The 15738-nt window shown below is 63.5% G+C and carries 16 protein-coding genes; 9 read left to right on the forward strand and 7 right to left on the reverse strand.

Annotated features, from left to right (window positions below):
• Window positions 1-45: 45 nt before the first annotated feature.
• Entirely contained in the window at window positions 46-1854 is a 1809-nt protein-coding gene (locus M1E17_RS19435) for a glycoside hydrolase family 15 protein (RefSeq protein WP_457963555.1), read from the reverse strand.
• A gap of 159 nt (window positions 1855-2013) precedes the next feature.
• Between M1E17_RS19435 and M1E17_RS19440 the strand changes: the two genes are divergently transcribed.
• The 3 genes from M1E17_RS19440 to M1E17_RS19450 all read left to right on the forward strand — a co-directional run bounded on the left by M1E17_RS19440 (window position 2014) and on the right by M1E17_RS19450 (window position 4721).
• The gene (locus M1E17_RS19440) at window positions 2014-2748 is read left to right on the forward strand and encodes an ANTAR domain-containing protein (RefSeq protein WP_457963556.1); all 735 of its coding nucleotides are present in this window, start codon (window positions 2014-2016) and stop codon (window positions 2746-2748) included.
• Between the two features lies 1 nt (window position 2749).
• Window positions 2750-3481 carry a DUF72 domain-containing protein gene (locus M1E17_RS19445; protein ID WP_457963557.1) on the forward strand — a complete coding sequence of 244 codons (732 nt, stop codon included), beginning with the start codon at window positions 2750-2752 and terminating at the stop codon, window positions 3479-3481.
• Between the two features lie 97 nt (window positions 3482-3578).
• A complete protein-coding gene (locus M1E17_RS19450) occupies window positions 3579-4721 on the forward strand; it encodes an App1 family protein (protein ID WP_457963558.1) in 1143 nt (380 codons plus the stop codon).
• Window positions 4722-4794: 73 nt separating this feature from the next.
• Here the strand turns inward: M1E17_RS19450 and M1E17_RS19455 are convergent, their stop codons facing one another.
• Window positions 4795-6351, reverse strand: coding sequence for a glycoside hydrolase family 1 protein (locus tag M1E17_RS19455; RefSeq protein WP_457963559.1), 1557 nt, complete (start codon window positions 6349-6351; stop codon window positions 4795-4797).
• Window positions 6352-6617: 266 nt separating this feature from the next.
• Here M1E17_RS19455 and M1E17_RS19460 point away from each other — a divergent pair, with 266 nt between their 5' ends.
• Together M1E17_RS19460 and M1E17_RS19465 are read left to right on the forward strand one after the other, a co-directional pair.
• Window positions 6618-7433: a hypothetical protein gene (locus tag M1E17_RS19460; RefSeq protein WP_457963560.1), complete on the forward strand. Its 816-nt coding sequence runs from the start codon at window positions 6618-6620 to the stop codon at window positions 7431-7433.
• A gap of 18 nt (window positions 7434-7451) precedes the next feature.
• Window positions 7452-8117 (forward strand): AAA family ATPase, encoded by a 666-nt coding sequence (locus M1E17_RS19465; protein ID WP_457967845.1) that lies wholly within the window; start codon window positions 7452-7454, stop codon window positions 8115-8117.
• Between the two features lie 80 nt (window positions 8118-8197).
• Here the strand turns inward: M1E17_RS19465 and M1E17_RS19470 are convergent, their stop codons facing one another.
• From M1E17_RS19470 to M1E17_RS19480, 3 genes are all read right to left on the reverse strand, one after another.
• Window positions 8198-8575 (reverse strand): hypothetical protein, encoded by a 378-nt coding sequence (locus M1E17_RS19470; protein WP_457963561.1) that lies wholly within the window; start codon window positions 8573-8575, stop codon window positions 8198-8200.
• A gap of 59 nt (window positions 8576-8634) precedes the next feature.
• A complete protein-coding gene (locus M1E17_RS19475) occupies window positions 8635-9195 on the reverse strand; it encodes a J domain-containing protein (protein ID WP_457963562.1) in 561 nt (186 codons plus the stop codon).
• A gap of 234 nt (window positions 9196-9429) precedes the next feature.
• Complete coding sequence (locus tag M1E17_RS19480; protein WP_457967846.1) at window positions 9430-9852, reverse strand: Hsp20/alpha crystallin family protein; 423 nt, start codon at window positions 9850-9852, stop codon at window positions 9430-9432.
• Between the two features lie 138 nt (window positions 9853-9990).
• On the opposite strand from M1E17_RS19480, the gene M1E17_RS19485 reads away from it, so the two are divergent.
• The gene (locus M1E17_RS19485) at window positions 9991-10326 is read left to right on the forward strand and encodes a MerR family transcriptional regulator (RefSeq protein ID WP_457963563.1); all 336 of its coding nucleotides are present in this window, start codon (window positions 9991-9993) and stop codon (window positions 10324-10326) included.
• Between the two features lie 2 nt (window positions 10327-10328).
• Here M1E17_RS19485 and M1E17_RS19490 read toward each other — a convergent pair whose 3' ends face one another.
• Window positions 10329-10640, reverse strand: a complete 312-nt coding sequence (locus tag M1E17_RS19490) for an MmcQ/YjbR family DNA-binding protein (protein ID WP_457963564.1) — start codon at window positions 10638-10640, stop codon at window positions 10329-10331.
• A 6-nt stretch (window positions 10641-10646) separates the two neighbouring features.
• Window positions 10647-11351 (reverse strand): phosphatase PAP2 family protein, encoded by a 705-nt coding sequence (locus tag M1E17_RS19495; RefSeq protein ID WP_457963565.1) that lies wholly within the window; start codon window positions 11349-11351, stop codon window positions 10647-10649.
• A gap of 215 nt (window positions 11352-11566) precedes the next feature.
• Between M1E17_RS19495 and M1E17_RS19500 the strand changes: the two genes are divergently transcribed.
• The 3 genes from M1E17_RS19500 (at window position 11567) to mmsA (ending at window position 15733) form a co-directional block, all read left to right on the forward strand.
• A complete protein-coding gene (locus tag M1E17_RS19500) occupies window positions 11567-12691 on the forward strand; it encodes a DNA alkylation repair protein (RefSeq protein ID WP_457963566.1) in 1125 nt (374 codons plus the stop codon).
• Between the two features lie 275 nt (window positions 12692-12966).
• A complete protein-coding gene (gene chvE / locus M1E17_RS19505) occupies window positions 12967-14091 on the forward strand; it encodes a multiple monosaccharide ABC transporter substrate-binding protein (protein ID WP_457963567.1) in 1125 nt (374 codons plus the stop codon).
• 112 nt (window positions 14092-14203) lie between these two features.
• A complete protein-coding gene (mmsA, locus tag M1E17_RS19510; RefSeq protein ID WP_457963568.1) occupies window positions 14204-15733 on the forward strand; it encodes a multiple monosaccharide ABC transporter ATP-binding protein in 1530 nt (509 codons plus the stop codon).
• Window positions 15734-15738 lie beyond the last annotated feature (5 nt).

The raw sequence follows: 15738 nt of genomic DNA on the forward strand, positions 1-15738 counted from the left end.
CTTACCTCTTCGGCCGAGTAAAAGTCCGAGACGCCGCAGGAGCTGCTAGCCCACCCGCTCCGTCTCCGGCGGGATGGGTGTATCGCTCCTTCGGACGCTGTCCTGATGCAGTTCCAGGGCGCTGGTGACAAGCGCGAAGTGACTGAATGCCTGCGGCGTATTTCCGAGCTGCCGCCCCGCCCTGACGGCCCATTCCTCGCTGAGCAAACCAACATCGTTCCGGAGTTCCAGGAGGCGCTCAAACAGTTCGGTGGATTCCTGGCGGCGGCCGGCCCCCAGCAACGCCTCCACCAGCCAGAAGGAACAGGCCAGGAAAACGCCCTCGCTTCCCGGCAGCCCGTCGTCGCTGACCTCCGGACGGTACCGCAGCACAAAGCCGTCTTCGGTCAGCTCGCGCTGGATGGCGTCGATGGTCCCCACCACCCTTGGATCGTCCGGAGGCAGGAACCCCACCCGCGGAATGAGCAGGAGGCTGGCGTCAAGTTCGGGACGCCCATAGGCCTGGACAAAAGTGTTGCGCGCGGCGTCGAAACCGTTGGCCATCACGTCCCGGTGGATGGTGTCCCGCAGCGCCTCCCAGCGTTCCACCGGCCCGGGCAGCCCCGATTCCCGGACGCCTTTGACCATCCTGTCCGCAGCCACCCATGCCATGACCTTGGAATGGGTGAAATGCCGGCGCGGGCCGCGCATCTCCCAGAGTCCGTTGTCCGGCTGGTCCCAGACCGTCTCCAGGTGCTTCATCAGCTCAACCTGCACATCCCAGGCTTCATCGGTGTGCTTCAGCAGGGAGTTGCGGGTCAGCGACAGACAGTCCAGCACTTCCCCCCAGACGTCAAGCTGGAGTTGCTCGGCCGCCCCGTTGCCGATCCGGACCGGCGCCGAGTTCTCGTAGCCGGCGAGCCACGGCAGCTCCATCTCCGGCAGCCTGCGTTCCCCGTGGATCCCGTACATGATCTGCAGGTCCGCCGGGTCCCCTGCCACCGCCCGGAGCAGCCAGTCCCGCCACGCTGCCGCCTCGGCCGTGTAGCCGGCGGCCAGGAGGGCCTGGAGTGTCATGGTGGCGTCCCGGAGCCAGCAGTAGCGGTAGTCCCAGTTGCGGGTACCGCCAAGCTCTTCCGGCAGGGACGTGGTCACTGCCGCCACAATGCCGCCCGTGGGCGCATAGGTCAGGGCCTTCAGCGTCACCAGCGAGCGCAACACCGCCTCCTGGTACTTTCCCTTGACGGTGCACTGCGACGCCCAGCCGCGCCAGAAGGCGGCTGTGGTGCCCAGCACCTTCTCGGCATCAACGGTTTCCGGGCGCGGCCTGTGGCTGGGGGCCCAGGCCAGCACAAAGGGGATCCGCTCGCCGGCTGACACCGAAAAATCGCTGACTGTGTGCATGTTCTCGCCGTGCAGGGGCGCCTTGGTGATGAAGTAGACGGCATCGGGACCGGCGATGGCGTGCAGGCCCTGGTCGTCCTTCCGGACCCACGGCACAATATGGCCGTAATCGAACCTCAGGGTCAGCTCGCTGTGCATGCTGACCGTTCCGCTGAGGCCTTCGACGATCCGCACAACGTCCGCCACCTCGTCCCGGGGCGGCATAAAGTCAATCACCCGGACCGAACCCTCCGGGGTTTCCCACTCAGTCTCAAGCACCAGCGTTCCGTCCCGGTAGCTGCGCCGGCTGCATTGGCCACCGCCCTTCGGGGCCAGCAGCCACCGACCGGCATCCGGGGTGTCCAGCAGTGCGTTGAAACATGCCGGCGAGTCGAACCGGGGCAGGCAGAGCCAATCGATGGACCCCTCCGTGCTCACCAGGGCCCCGGTATAGAGATCGCCCAGCACCGCATAATCTTCAATTCGCGCCATTCCCATACCCTGCCACATGGATTCCCTCAGGACATCGGGTAAAGAGGTGTAGCCTGAAATGACGGTAATGCAGCTGCCGAAAAACCCCTCGTTGGCGACTGAAAAACTGATGGCCCGGTCCGCGTTTCAAGTGCCGGACAAGCACCACCGGAGGCACCTATGCAAGAAGCTTCAACCCCAAGCCTGGTCATCGAAAACGTCCAGGACCTCCTCCTGGATACGCAAGATGTTGAGGACTTCCTCAATGAACTGGCAAGGTATTCGGCCCAGAACCTTTCCAGTCCCCGGGGGGAAGTCCTTTGCGGCATCACACTGCTTCGCCACCGCACGGCGGCTACCGTGGCCAGCAGCAGCGAACGGGCCCGCCTGCTCGATGAAATCCAATACGGCTACAAAGACGGCCCGTGCCTGAAGTGCGCCCGCGAAGGGGTTCTGGTCCACGTTCCGGACTTCAAAACGGAAACGTTGTGGCCGGAGTATTGCGAAGCCGTGCTGAACCACGGCATCAGGTCTGTGCTGGCAATTCCCTTTGAACTGTCCGGCCAAGAGGCCAAGGCAGGCATCAACCTCTACTCGGACAGGCCGCACGCCTTCGATGCCAGCGCAGTGGAGCATGCCATCAGTTACGTTGCCCAGGCATCCAAGGGGCTAAGCCTGGCCGTGCGCCTGGCCCAGCATTCGGATGCAGCGGCCAACCTCAAGGCTGCACTGGATTCCCGCACCGTGATTGACACTGCCGTGGGCATCATCATTGCGCAGAACCGCTGCAGCCAGGACGAGGCAATCGAACTCATCAAGTCCGCCTCAAGCACCCGGAACGTGAAGCTGAGGGAAGTAGCCGCGGCCATTGTGGAATCGGCCGGGGGCGGCCCTCTCAAGACCCACTTCATCTGACTTGGCCATCCATGTCGGCACGTCCGGGTGGAGTTATGACCACTGGGAGAACGTGCTGTATCCCCCTGGCCTTCCGGCCAGGGACAGGCTGGGGCACTATGTTTCCCGGTTCGGCACCGTTGAGCTCAATGCCAGTTTTTACCGCTGGCCCAGGGACACGGCGTTTGCCAGCTGGCGCCGGCGCCTCCCCCCGGGTTTCACTATGTCCGTCAAGGCCCCCCGCGGGCTGACGCACGGCAAGAAGCTCTATGCGCCGGAGGTGTGGCTGGAGCGGATTGAGCGCTGCTGGCATGAACTGGGGGACAAACGCGCCGTCCTGCTGGTCCAGCTGCCGCCCCAAATGGCCAGGGATGACGCCAGGCTGGAGTATTTCCTGGCCAAGGTCCCCTGGTGGATTAGGGTCAGCGTGGAGTTCAGGCATCCCAGCTGGGAGCATCCGGACGTCTTCGCCCTGCTGGAGCGGCACCGGGCGGCCTACTGCATCATGAGTGGAGCACACCTCCCCTGCATCCTGCGGACAACCGCACCTTTCGTTTACGTGCGGCTGCACGGACCGGACCATCAGCACCTGTACGGCGGATCGTATTCGGATACTGACCTGCACTGGTGGGCGGACCGGATCAGGGAGTGGTCCGGTAACGGCCAGGATGTCTTTGTCTATTTCAATAACGACGGCGGCGGGAACGCGGTGCGGAATGCCGAAACCCTCCGCTGGATCCTTGGTGAGGGCTGAGGCGCGGCCTCCTTCCCCATGTTCGCCCTCCCCCCTGGCCGCTAAGGGCAAGTCGTAGTCCTCCGCACTGGAGCCCGGCCTGTGGCAGAGTGGAGGCATGGACAGGGCTTCCCAGGACACACCGCACAACGAATCGCCTCAGAACGAATCGCACGGCGCAGCTGCCGACAATAGTGCCGGCAGCAATGCCGGCGCGCACGCCACGATAGTTTCCGGCGGCCAGATCTTCCGCCTGGCCCACAGGCTTTCCGACGGCGTCAACGGCACCCGCATTCAGCTTGCCAAGCGCTGGAACTTCGAACCGCAGACCGTGGCGTACCAGGGCTATGGATCCACCGACTGGGTCAGGGTGCTCGGCCGTGTTGTGCTGACGAAGAAACCCGCGCCAGGAAGCCGGGCAGAGCACGCAGCCCGCAACGGTACCCAGAACGTTCGGGGCTGGCGCGCCTTCACCAGCGTTCCAGTGCAGTTCACGGACGTGGAAATCACCATCGGCGGCGTGGTGGCCCACGCCCGGGCGGACCGCGGCGGGCTGATCGACACTGTGGTTGACGTCAAGCTCGCCCCGGGATGGCATACCGCTGTCCTCCGGGCCGCTGGGACTGAGCCGGTGGAGGCACTCATCCGGGTGATTGCACCGGACGTCAAGTTCGGCATCATTTCCGACATTGACGACACCGTGATGGTCACCGCCCTGCCGCGTCCCTTCCTGGCGCTGTGGAACACGTTTGTCCTGAGTGAGCGGGCCCGCATGGCCACCCCCGGCATGGCTGTGCTCCTGGACCGGCTGACCATCGAGCACCCGGATGCCCCCGTCATCTACCTGTCCACGGGCCCCTGGAATGCCGCCCCCACCCTGGCACGTTTCCTGAACCGCAACATGTACCCGGCAGGCGCACTGCTGCTCACAGACTGGGGCCTGACCCACGACCGCTGGTTCCGCAGCGGACAGGAACACAAGCGCCGCAACCTGGAGCGCCTGGCCAAGGAATTCCCGGACATGCGCTGGCTGCTGATCGGGGACAACGGCCAGCACGACGAGCAGATTTATTCAGGGTTCGCGCGGGAGCACTCGGACAGGGTGGCCGCCATCGCCATCCGGCAGCTGTCCATCAGCGAATCAGTGTTCGCTGGCGGCCACTCCGAAACCGGCGACCACACCGCCTCTGCCGTCCCCTGGATCTACTCCCCCGACGGCGCCGGAATGGCCAAGCAGCTCACCACCCTTGACATCCTTTAAGGCACGGCACCCTCTAAGGCACAGCATTCTTAGCGCACAGCATTCCTGACCCGGCTGCAGCACCTCCGCGAATCTAGGCGGTGGCATCCAGTGCGGCAACGCCGTCGTCGGGGGCTTCTGTGTCTTCGGAATCTGTGGGCGCGGGCCCCACGGCCTTGGCGATGGCGGAGGCCGCCGATATCGCGAGGTTCCGTTCTTCAATGAGTTCCTGCAGCCAGAAGTAGGACGCCTTGGGGGTCCTTTCCAGGGTCTCGAAGTCCACATGCAGCAGCCCGAACGGCTGGTTAAAGCCAGCGGACCACTCGAAATTATCCATAAGCGACCACACGTAATAGCCGCGCAGGTCCACCGCCTCCGCTTCACCCCCGGGAGCTGTGGCCCGGAGTGCGGCCTCGATGTGGTCCGAAAGGTACTTCAGCCTCCGCTCGTCCGGGATGAACGTCCGGTTGGTGGACTTGTCGCGGACGATGATGTCCTCGAAGCTGGCGCCTCCCTCGGTGAGGATCACAGGGGGAAGGTTGGGATACCGCTCGGCCATTTCCTTCAGGGCCACGGCCATGTAGTCGGGCTTCACCGGCCAGCCGTAAGCCGTGATGTCCGCTTCCGGCCACGGGACAACGTGGAAAGGCGTCCCGCCGCCGGCGGCCGACGTCAGGTCATCGCCCAGGGCTTCGGCCATGCTGGCCGGGACGGCACCTTCACCGGCGCCCACTGCCACCTTGGTAGGCATGTAGTAGTTCAGCCCGTAGAAGTCCAGCGGCTGGGAGATGAGCTCCAGGTCTCCGTCCGGGTGGTCGAACGAGCCAAAGAACTTTGCGGCGCGGATCAGGTCCGGATACTTTCCAGTGAGCACCGGATCCGCGTACAGCCGGTTCTGCGCGAGGTCCATGAGCCCTGCACTGAGCTTGTCCAGCGGGTTGAATGAATTGGGAACCATCGGAGAGTAGACGTTGCTCATGCCTATCTCTCCCGGTACTCCGGCGGCCCGCAGCGCCTGGACCGCCAGCCCATGGCCAAGCAACTGGTGATGCACTGTGGGAAGCGCATTGAGCAGCAGGGCTTCGCCTGGTGAGTGGAGCCCCAGGGTGTAGCCGTTGGTCGTGACGGTGGCGGGCTCGTTGATGGTGACCCACCGGGCAACCCTGTCCCCGAAGGCGGCGGCGGCGATAGCGGCGAACTCGCCCAGACGGTAGGCCGTGTCCCGGTTGAGCCAGCCGCCGGCGTCGTCCAGAGCCAGCGGCGTGTCCCAGTGATAGAGGGTCACCATGGGTGAGATCCCGTTGGCCAGCAGCTCATCCAGAAGCCGGTCGTAGAAGTCCAGGCCGGCACGGTTCACCGCTCCGCTGCCTTTGGGCTGGATCCGTGGCCAGGACAGGGAGAACCGGTAGGAGTCCACGCCCAGCTGCTTCATGAGCGCCACGTCACCAGGCATCCGATGGTAGTGGTCACAGGCCACGGCCGGGCTGTGCCCGCCCACAATCGCCCCCGGCTTTGCCGCGAAAATATCCCAGCCTGCCGGCCCGCGGCCGTCCTCCTCCAGGGCACCCTCGATCTGGAAAGCGGCGGTACCCACACCCAGCGTGAATCCCGGCGGAATGAGCCCGGCCAGCTCCTTGGCGGTGATATGCATGAAAATCAGCCCTTAGTGACGGAGGGAAGGTTGCACGCGGGGCCCTTGAACCACGCGATATCCGGACCATATCCTCGCATGGTTTCCCCATCCTTGTGGCGTGAACATGGCCAGCTCCTTTGCTGATATCCCGATGGATAAGACTCAGAATGGCACACGCCACGGCCGGTGACGAGGATCTGCTTTTCCGCCACCGCGGGTGGGCCGAATAGGGCCGCCGCTGTGCTCGGGGCGGCCGTGGCGGCGCATCCTGCTATGGTCTGGGGATGGATGAAAAACTGGGGAAGTTCATCGACGATTTTGCCGAACTGGTGCAGCTGGCGCAGGCCGGGAACCACAGGCAGCAGCCCGGCAAGCAGCTTCTGGAGGCCCTGACGGAGCATCTTGGGGCACCGGCAGAAGGCCTCGCCGTCGTGGTGGAGAATATCCCGCCGCACCGGTTCGTGGACGCGGACATCCTGTTGGCTGAGTTCGCCGGCCAGGATCCGGACAGCCGCCTGGTGGGGATCGGCGGCGGCGGCCAGCGGCATCATCAGTCCCTCAGCGACATGGTCCAGCAATCCCAGCTCTTCCCGCAGTTTCCGCTGGCACAGCCTGACTACACCAACCTGGCGGTGGGGCCGGAGGAACAACGCCAGGCCGTCGCCCTGGGACTGTGGCTTCTCAGAATCGACGGCAGCCCTCTGGCGGTACTGCAGCGAGACGCCGATCCGCGTTCTGGGCGGCAGGCCGCCTCGCTGGAGGTAGTAGCCGCGGAACCCCGGGCCGGCTCCGCGTTCCTGGCCGAATTCCGCCGCCGGATGGAGAGCCGCAGTGTGCTCAAGGGCCAGGTCATCTCGCTGACCATGGGCGAATACGGTCCAAGCACCGGCGGGGTTACCTTCCATCACCGGCCAGCGCTGCCCGCCTCAGATGTCATTCTTCCGGACGGACTCCTGCAGAAGGTGGCGGACCATACCGTGGGGATCGCCACCCACCGGGAATCCCTCAAACGGCACGGCCAGCACCTCAAGCGAGGAATCCTCCTCTACGGCCGGCCGGGGACCGGCAAAACGCACACCGTGCGTTACCTGCTCAGCTAAAGCCAAGGGTCGACGGCGATCCTCCTCTCCGGCGGTTCGCTCGCCAGGATCTCCGAGGCGGCCCGTATGGCCAGGGCACTTCAGCCCTCGATTGTGGTCCTGGAAGACTGCGACCTGATCGCCGAAGACCGGAGCTTCGGGCATGGGCCGCAGCCCCTGCTTTTTGAGGTGCTCGATGCCATGGACGGGCTGGACAACGACGCCGACGTGGCCTTCGTCCTGACAACGAACCGGCCGGACATGCTGGAACGCGCCCTGGCGCAGCGTCCAGGCCGCGTGGACCTCGCTGTGGAAATCCCGTTGCCTGCCTTTGAGGAGCGCGTAGCCCTGCTGGAGCTGTACGGGCAGCATGTGGCGTTCAGCCCGGAGGCCTTGGCCGCAGCCGCCGAAAAGACGGCCGGAACCACAGCATCATTCGCCCGGGAACTGGTGAGACGGGCCGTTGTGGGGGCGGCGCTGGAGGACATGCCTGTGTCAGATGCCCATTTGGCCGCGGCAGTGGAAGATCTCATGGCCGACGCCGAATCGCTGACGCGCAGCCTCCTGGGCAGCGGAAACCAGGCCGAGGCGGCGGGATGGGCCGGAGTAGGCGTCCCCGGCCAGACAGTGACAGGCCCGGGGTTCTCCGGGCAGGGCTTTTCGAGTGCAGGCGGACTCGGGCCTGGGCCGGTTGTGCCGGGCTGATTCCTGCTGGACAACTCCCGCCTGATTCCTGCTGGACAACTCCCGCCTAATTCCTGCCCGGCCCGTCCTGCAAGGGGCGGTTATTGGGATCCGAACAGGAATTCCTTGGCGTGCGCCACGGCTTTCCGGAAAGCGTCGTTCCGGAGCGTCACGAGGTGTTCTGTCTCCCCGTCTGCCGGTTCAAGATAGCCGGTGTAGCCCGGCCGGAGTACCCAGATATCACCCGCAGGCGGAAGATAGAACACCCCGAACGAACGTTGCTGTCCCTCGTCCACCGTCCATACAGGAACAACCGCCAGGGCGGCCCCGGTTGCAGGGTTGATCCACTGGGCCCGGGGAACCGGCTGCTCATGTGCTTCAGGATCGAGGAACGGCGCTGTGCCCTTTCCCCACCGCTCTTCAAACCGCTCATGGAACGCGGGGATCAGGTGGGAGTCATAGCGGCGCCAGTCGCTCATGGTCGATGTCCTCTTCCTTCCAGGTTGTGTCATTCCAAGCCTTGGCCGGATAACTCGGCTCAGGCCCAGGGTCCGCTTTCCCAACGGACAGGGGTGATCCGGATGGTGTGGCCCGAACGCTCGGCACGGCTGCGAACCTTGCGGACCGGGATGTCCTGCGGAACGGAATCGCCTGTGCTCTGAGCCGTGAACCGTCGTCCGCCGGCCTGCGTGCTGCTGCCTTGCCCTGCAGTTTCCCGTCCCGCAGTTGTTTGTCCAGAAGTTCCCCGCTCCGCAGTTTCTTGTTCCCCACGGCCGCGGGACGTGCCGCCGTATCCTTTGTTGCCTTGTCCCCTGCCGTCCTGTCCAGTGGCCCCCTGTCCCGAGCCGCCCTGTCCCAAGCCGCCCTGTCCCCGGATGCTGCGGTCGTAGGCAGCCCGCCGAACCGGATCACGGAGGACAGCGAAGGCCTGCATGATTCCCAGCAGTTCGTTGTCCTGCGCCTTCCGGTCCGCAGCATTTGTGCCGTCGACGTCCGGGTGGTGGGTCCGCATCAGCGCCCGGTAGGCGCGCGAGATCTCCCGCTGCGAGGCAGCAGGTCCCACATGCAATGCTGCGTAGTAGTCAGGGAGGCTCTCCATGCCGGCACCCTTCAAGACCGGACGATGTCATTAGGGACTTTGCCACCAGGGACTATGTCATCAGCGGACGGTTTTGCTGGACGGCATCACCGGTGGACCGTGCCACCGGTGAACCGTGTCGCCAGCGAACCGTGTCGCCAGTGAACCGTGTCGCCAGAGGACCGTGTCGCCAGTGGACGGACGGCCGGGCGCAGGCGGCGCGTACGCGCCGCCTGCGCCAGATGGACGTACGGGCTAGGTGCCGATCTCGTGCATCTGTCCCTTGGTTTCAATTTCGATCTTGCGCGGCTTGGCCTGCTCCGCCACTGGTATCCGCAGGGTCAGGACGCCCTGGTCGTAGCTTGCCTTGATGTTGTCGGTATCCAGCGTGTCGCCCAGGATCAGCTGGCGGCTGAAGACACCGCGCGGCCGCTCGGAGGCCACCAGCTCAACATTCGGCTGGGTTGGATCCTTGCGCTCAGCCCTGACCGTCAAGACGTTTTGTTCGACATTAAGGTCTACTGTGTCGATCTTGACGCCCGGGAGGTCAAAGGCCACCACAAAGGTGCCATCCTCCTGCCAGGCATCCATAGGCATGGCGGCTGGCCGGGCTGCTGTTCCAAAGACCTGCTGGGTGAGCCGGTCCAGCTCACGGAACGGGTCCGTACGCATCAACATCATTTCCCACTCCTTCAGCTTCTCGATGTTGAATCCACTCGCATATCCACTCATTTATCTATGGTGGTGGATATAGATTTTTTATAGCACCTGTGGGAGACTGAGGCAATACCAGCCGGTGAAAATTTTGGAGAAGACATGAACAATGGGCCAACGGGACGGGTGCCGGAACCCAGGGCAGGGCGCGCGCTGTATGCCATTTCCGTGGCGGCCAAGCTGGCCGGCACTGGCCAGCAGAACATTCGACTCTACGAAACGAGGGGTCTCCTCACACCGGTCCGGACGTCCGGCGGAACCCGCCAGTACACCGATTCGGACATTGCCGTGCTGCTGCGCATCGGAGAACTCCTGGACCAGGGGCTCAATCTCGCCGGAGTGGCCAAGGTCCTTGAACTGGAGGCTGCTAACGCCAAACTGCACCGTGCCCTCAAACGCGCGCAGGCGCGCCCGGAGCCGGAACAGAAAGGTCGGTAAGCTCAGGAGGTTCCGCGTCCACCCGCCAGCAGGTAGGACTCCTCAAGCACCTCCGCCAGCTCCTCCACATCAATCCGTGCGAGCCGGATCAGAATCAGCTGCGGGGACCGCTCATGGTGGGGCGTCCAGAAGTAGGTTCCGGAGTCGGTCCCGGCCAGGGCTTCCCGCTCCGCCGTTTTCACCGTCAACACACCGTCTTCCCACATACGGGCCATCAGGGTCTTCGCGAACCACGCGGGCTGGTTCCAGCTGCTGCGCTCGGTAACGCCGGGCAGCGCCAGGCAGATGCGGCGAACGTCCTCTTCAGTGGCCATGAGTCCTCAGTCGCCCGGTGCATCTGCCTTGGACAGTTCGCCCGTGATGCGTTCGCCGGGAATCCGGGCGGTACGCCAGGTATCCAATGCGATGACGGCACCCAGGATCACCAGCGACAACGAGATGGAGGCGAGGGCATCGCTCAGCCAGTGGTAGCCCAGGTAGAGCCTGCTGAGGGCCGCGAGGACTATCCCCGCCCCTGCTCCCACAAAACCCAGGACTGCGGCACGCGGATTTTTGCGCCGGGAGAAGATCAGGAACGCCGTGACCAGCAGGAAGTCACAGGCGCCCAGGACGTGGCCCGACGGAAACGAGAACGTATGGTCCGCCCCGAACAGCATCAGCTCCACGGGAGGCCGCGAGCGCCTGACGATCTGCAGGATGATCTGCGATATGAGAACTCCTGACAGCATCGCGGCAGCCAGGACGATCGGACGCCAAGCATGCTTCGCGGCAAAACCCCACACCACGTTGACCACCAAAACAATGATTGGCAGGGCAACGGGCCCAAAGATCACCGCCAGGAAGATCATCACGCCGGTCAGCGGTTCCGAGCGGAGGGTGAGCAGCCAGTCACGGGCCGAACCGTCCACAGCCGCAAGCCCGTTCCCCTGCACTACACCCAGCAGGGTGGCGACGAACAGGACAACACCCAGCCCGATGAGGACCATCGCAGTCCGGTACAGCCTCCTTCGGGCCCCAGGGTCCATATAACGTTCCTCCACCACGAACTTGTCATGGAAGGCCCGCCACCGTCCTGGGCTGGTGCCCGGATCTCCGGACTTTCGTGTTCCTGACCGCTCTGCCACCCTGAATCCGTCCCTGTGCCGCCGAAGACTTCCTAGGGGAAGATTATCCCGGCACGGCGCCCGCTGCAGGGTTCCGCGGCCGCCACACTGCCGGCCCGCCACGATAGCCTGACTTGATGGGCGTCATGAATGAACTCATCAACGCGCAAGGCGTGGGATCCCTGGCCGGAATACTTGCTGAAGCCTCAGCCGGGAAGACCTGGGAACACGTTGCTGCCGCGGCAGCCGGACTCAGCCCGCTCAGCCTTCGCGAACGCACGGACCACGTGAGCCACGCTTTACTGGAGGATCTGCGTCAGTTGGCTGATCCGGCGTATCCGACCGCGGCCCGCACTTTCCGGAACGCCCTCCGGAGGCCCGCATTCACCGGCTGGATTCTGTGGCCGGTATCCGAAGCTGCCGTCACGCTCGCACTGGAATCGGGCTCAGACCAGGATTTCGACGATTGCCTGGCCCTGTTGGCCGAACTGACCCCGCGGCTCACCGGCGAATTCGCCGTCCGCCGCCTGCTGGCCCGCGATCAGGGCCGTGCACTCCGCACCATCCTGACATGGACGTCACATCCCGACGAACACGTCCGCCGGCTGGCCAGCGAGGGCACCCGGGCCTACCTTCCGTGGGCAGTGCGTGTGCCTTCGCTGATCCGCACCCCGGAAGCGACTGTCCCCATCCTGGACGCCCTCTACCGCGATCCGTCGGAGTACGTGCGGCGGTCGGTAGCCAACCACCTCAATGATCTGGCCCGGCATGCGCCGTCCCTGGTGGTATCGACGGCGGCACGCTGGCTGGAGGCGCCTGACGCCAACACCGCGGGCCTGGTCCGCCAGGGACTGAGGACGCTGATCAAGAAGGCGCATCCGGAAGCGCTGGCGTTACTTGGCTTCTCCCCCGCTTCGGTGACTGTCAGCGCACCGCGGCTTGACCGGCAGGTGGTGACCATGCCGGCCGAGCTGACTTTTGATTTTGAGGTGTCCAATACCGGCAGCACTGATGCCCGGCTGGCCGTGGACTATGTGGTGCACTACCTCAAGGCAAACGGCAGCCATTCGGCCAAGGTCTTCAAAATGACCTCACTGACCCTGGGCGCGGGAGAGACAAAAACCCTGTCAAAGCGGCACGCCTTCAAGCCCATGACCACCCGGGTGCACCATCCGGGAATGCACGCGCTGGAGCTGCAAATCAACGGAATACGCCATGCACGGGCCGAATTCGTCCTGGAAGCGGAACGCGTGATCCCATAAGTGTTGCAGAAAAGTGATTTGACTCACACCAATAGAAGCGAGTAAGCTCCTACTTGTTAGCGCTAACAACATATCACCTTATGAGAACCCGCAAAAACTGGCAAAAACACGAACACAGCCGCCAGTCCAAACAGTTCTCGAGAAATGGCAGGAGCTTCCGGTCCCGCCATTGTGACAGGTGTAATACTGGCTGCTATACCCGCCGGTAAGCGCAGATGCTTGCCTGCTCAAGTACCACTTCGCGGACCCACCCGTCCGCGGAAGGAGAAATAAACGTGAGAATTAAGAAACTCCTGGGCGCGGTCGCCGTCGTCCTCGCAGTGACTGTGGGGGCCACTGGCTGCGGAACCCGTGGCGGGGAAGCAACCTCCACGGGCACTGCGAACCCCAGTGATTCCCTGGTTGGCATCTCCATGCCGACGCAGACATCGGAACGCTGGATCGCTGACGGCGCCAACGTCGAGAAGTCGCTGAAGGACCTGGGCTACAAGACAGACCTCCAGTTCGCCAACGATGACATCCCCACGCAGGTCTCCCAGATCGAGAACATGCTGACCAAGGGCGCCAAGGCCCTGATCATCGCCGCAATTGACGGCACCACCCTTACCGACGTCCTCGCCAAGGCGAAGGAATCCAACGTCAAGGTCATCGCTTACGACCGCCTGATCAACGGGACCGAGAATGTGGATTACTACACCACGTTCGACAACTACACCGTGGGCGTGCAGCAGGCCACATCCCTGCTGACCGGCCTTGGCCTGGTTGACGCCAGCGGCAAGAAGGTCGACGGCAAGGGCCCGTTCAACGTTGAGCTCTTTGCCGGCAGCCCGGATGACAACAACGCCAACTTCTTCTTCACCGGCGCCATGGACACCCTGAAGCCATACCTGGATGCCGGCACCCTGAAGGTCCCCAGCGGCCAGACCAGCTTCGAGCAGGCAGCCATCCTGCGCTGGCAGGCCCCGGTTGCGCAGAAGCGCATGGAAGACATCCTGACCGCGGCCTACAGCTCCGGCACCAAGCTTGATGGCGTGCTGTCCCCGTACGACGGACTCTCCATCGGCATCATCTCGGCACTGACCAGCACCGGTGGCTACGCCAAGGGAACCCTGCCGGTCGTCACCGGCCAGGACGCCGAAAAGGGCTCCGTGAAGTCCATCATCGCCGGCGAGCAGTACTCCACCATCTTCAAGGACACCCGCCAGCTGGGTGAACAGGCCGTGAAGATGGTCGACTCCGTGCTGAAGGGCCAGGAGCCTGAGGTCAACGACACCAAGACCTACAACAACAAGGTCAAGGTTGTTCCGGCCTACCTGCTCAAGTCCGTGATCATCACCAAGGACAACTACAAGAAGGAACTTATTGACTCGGGCTATTACACCGAGGCAGACGTAAAGTAAGAGAGCGTCGCGGGGTTGTGGCCGGGCCCGGCAAGGCCCGGCCACAACCCGTCTCATAGGGCCCCTGCAGCCGCAGGCCAGCCCAGTTCCGACCAGTCAGTGGGAATTGACGATGAATACACCCATTCTTCAAATGCGAGGAATCACCAAGACCTTTCCGGGCGTTAAGGCGCTGCAGGACGTCACCCTGGATGTTAACCGCGGCGAGGTACACGCCATCTGTGGTGAGAACGGGGCCGGGAAATCCACCCTCATGAAGGTCCTGTCCGGTGTCTATCCGCACAGCTCCTTCGAAGGGGACATCCTCTTCGAAAACGAACCCTGCAACTTCTCCACCATCAATGACAGCGAAAAGCGCGGCATTGTCATCATTCACCAGGAGCTCGCGCTGAGCCCCTACCTCTCCATCGCCGAGAACATCTACCTCGGCAATGAGCAGGCCAAAAATGGCTGGGTGGATTGGCGCAAGACCAATCTTGAGGCCGCAAAGCTGCTGGCCAGGGTGGGGCTGGCCGAAAATCCCATCACTCCTGTCCAGCACATCAGCGTGGGCAAGCAGCAGTTGGTTGAGATCGCCAAGGCCCTGTCCAAGGAAGTCAAGCTGCTGATCCTGGACGAGCCCACCGCGGCTCTCAATGATGAAGACTCCGGCCATCTCCTGGACCTGATCCTCCACCTCAAGGGCCAGGGAATCACCAGCATCATCATCAGCCACAAGCTCAACGAGATCCGTAAGGTGGCCGACGCCGTCACGATCATCCGTGACGGCAAGACCATTGAAACCCTCAGGCTGCATGAAGGCCAGATCACCCAGGAACGCATCATCCGCGGCATGGTGGGCCGCGACCTGGAAAGTCTCTATCCTGACCGCGACCCCAAGATCGGCGAGGAAGTCCTGCGGATTGAGGACTGGTCCGTCCAGCATCCCCAGGACCACACCCGCGTTGTAGTCCATAACGCAAGCCTCAATGTCCGCAAGGGCGAAGTGGTGGGGCTGGCAGGCCTGATGGGGGCAGGCCGGACGGAACTTGCCATGAGCGTTTTCGGACGCACGTACGGCCACGCCATCTCCGGGAAAGTGTTCAAGTATGGCAAGGAAATCGACACTTCCTCGGTCTCCAATGCCATCCGGCATGGCATCGCGTATGCCACCGAGGACCGCAAGCATTACGGTCTGAACCTTATCGAAGATATCCAGCGGAACGTCTCCCTGGCAGCCCTTCGCAAGCTGGTCAAGGGCGGCTGGGTAGACAAAAACCGGGAAACGGTGGTGGCCAACAGCTACCGCAAGAGCATGAACATCAAGGCTCCCTCCGTTGCCGCGATCACCGGCAAACTCTCCGGCGGAAACCAGCAAAAGGTGGTCCTGAGCAAATGGATGTTCTCCGACCCTGATGTGCTGATCCTTGATGAGCCAACCAGGGGTATCGACGTCGGCGCCAAGTTCGAGATCTACACGATCATCGCCAAGCTGGCAGCGGAAGGAAAGGCAGTCATCGTCATCTCATCCGAACTGCCCGAACTCCTTGGCATCTGTGACAGGATCTACACCTTGTCAGCGGGCCACGTCACCGGCGAGGTGCCCATCGCCGAAGCATCCCAGGAAACCCTCATGCACTACATGACCAAAGAGAAGGAATAGCCACC

The sequence above is a fragment of the Arthrobacter sp. D1-29 genome (assembly GCF_054130585.1).

Bases quoted from the DNA above. Each gene is read 5' to 3' on its own strand.
- M1E17_RS19435 (WP_457963555.1), bottom strand. From the start codon at position 1,854: ATGGCGCGAATTGAAGATTATGCGGTGCTGGGCGATCTCTATACCGGG.
- M1E17_RS19440 (WP_457963556.1), top strand. From the start codon at position 2,014: ATGCAAGAAGCTTCAACCCCAAGCCTGGTCATCGAAAACGTCCAGGAC.
- M1E17_RS19450 (WP_457963558.1), top strand. From the start codon at position 3,579: ATGGACAGGGCTTCCCAGGACACACCGCACAACGAATCGCCTCAGAAC.
- M1E17_RS19455 (WP_457963559.1), bottom strand. From the start codon at position 6,351: ATGCATATCACCGCCAAGGAGCTGGCCGGGCTCATTCCGCCGGGATTC.
- M1E17_RS19460 (WP_457963560.1), top strand. From the start codon at position 6,618: ATGGATGAAAAACTGGGGAAGTTCATCGACGATTTTGCCGAACTGGTG.
- M1E17_RS19470 (WP_457963561.1), bottom strand. From the start codon at position 8,575: ATGAGCGACTGGCGCCGCTATGACTCCCACCTGATCCCCGCGTTCCAT.
- M1E17_RS19475 (WP_457963562.1), bottom strand. From the start codon at position 9,195: ATGGAGAGCCTCCCTGACTACTACGCAGCATTGCATGTGGGACCTGCT.
- M1E17_RS19480 (WP_457967846.1), bottom strand. From the start codon at position 9,852: ATGTTGATGCGTACGGACCCGTTCCGTGAGCTGGACCGGCTCACCCAG.
- M1E17_RS19485 (WP_457963563.1), top strand. From the start codon at position 9,991: ATGAACAATGGGCCAACGGGACGGGTGCCGGAACCCAGGGCAGGGCGC.
- M1E17_RS19490 (WP_457963564.1), bottom strand. From the start codon at position 10,640: ATGGCCACTGAAGAGGACGTTCGCCGCATCTGCCTGGCGCTGCCCGGC.
- M1E17_RS19495 (WP_457963565.1), bottom strand. From the start codon at position 11,351: ATGGACCCTGGGGCCCGAAGGAGGCTGTACCGGACTGCGATGGTCCTC.
- M1E17_RS19500 (WP_457963566.1), top strand. From the start codon at position 11,567: ATGGGCGTCATGAATGAACTCATCAACGCGCAAGGCGTGGGATCCCTG.
- mmsA (WP_457963568.1), top strand. From the start codon at position 14,204: ATGAATACACCCATTCTTCAAATGCGAGGAATCACCAAGACCTTTCCG.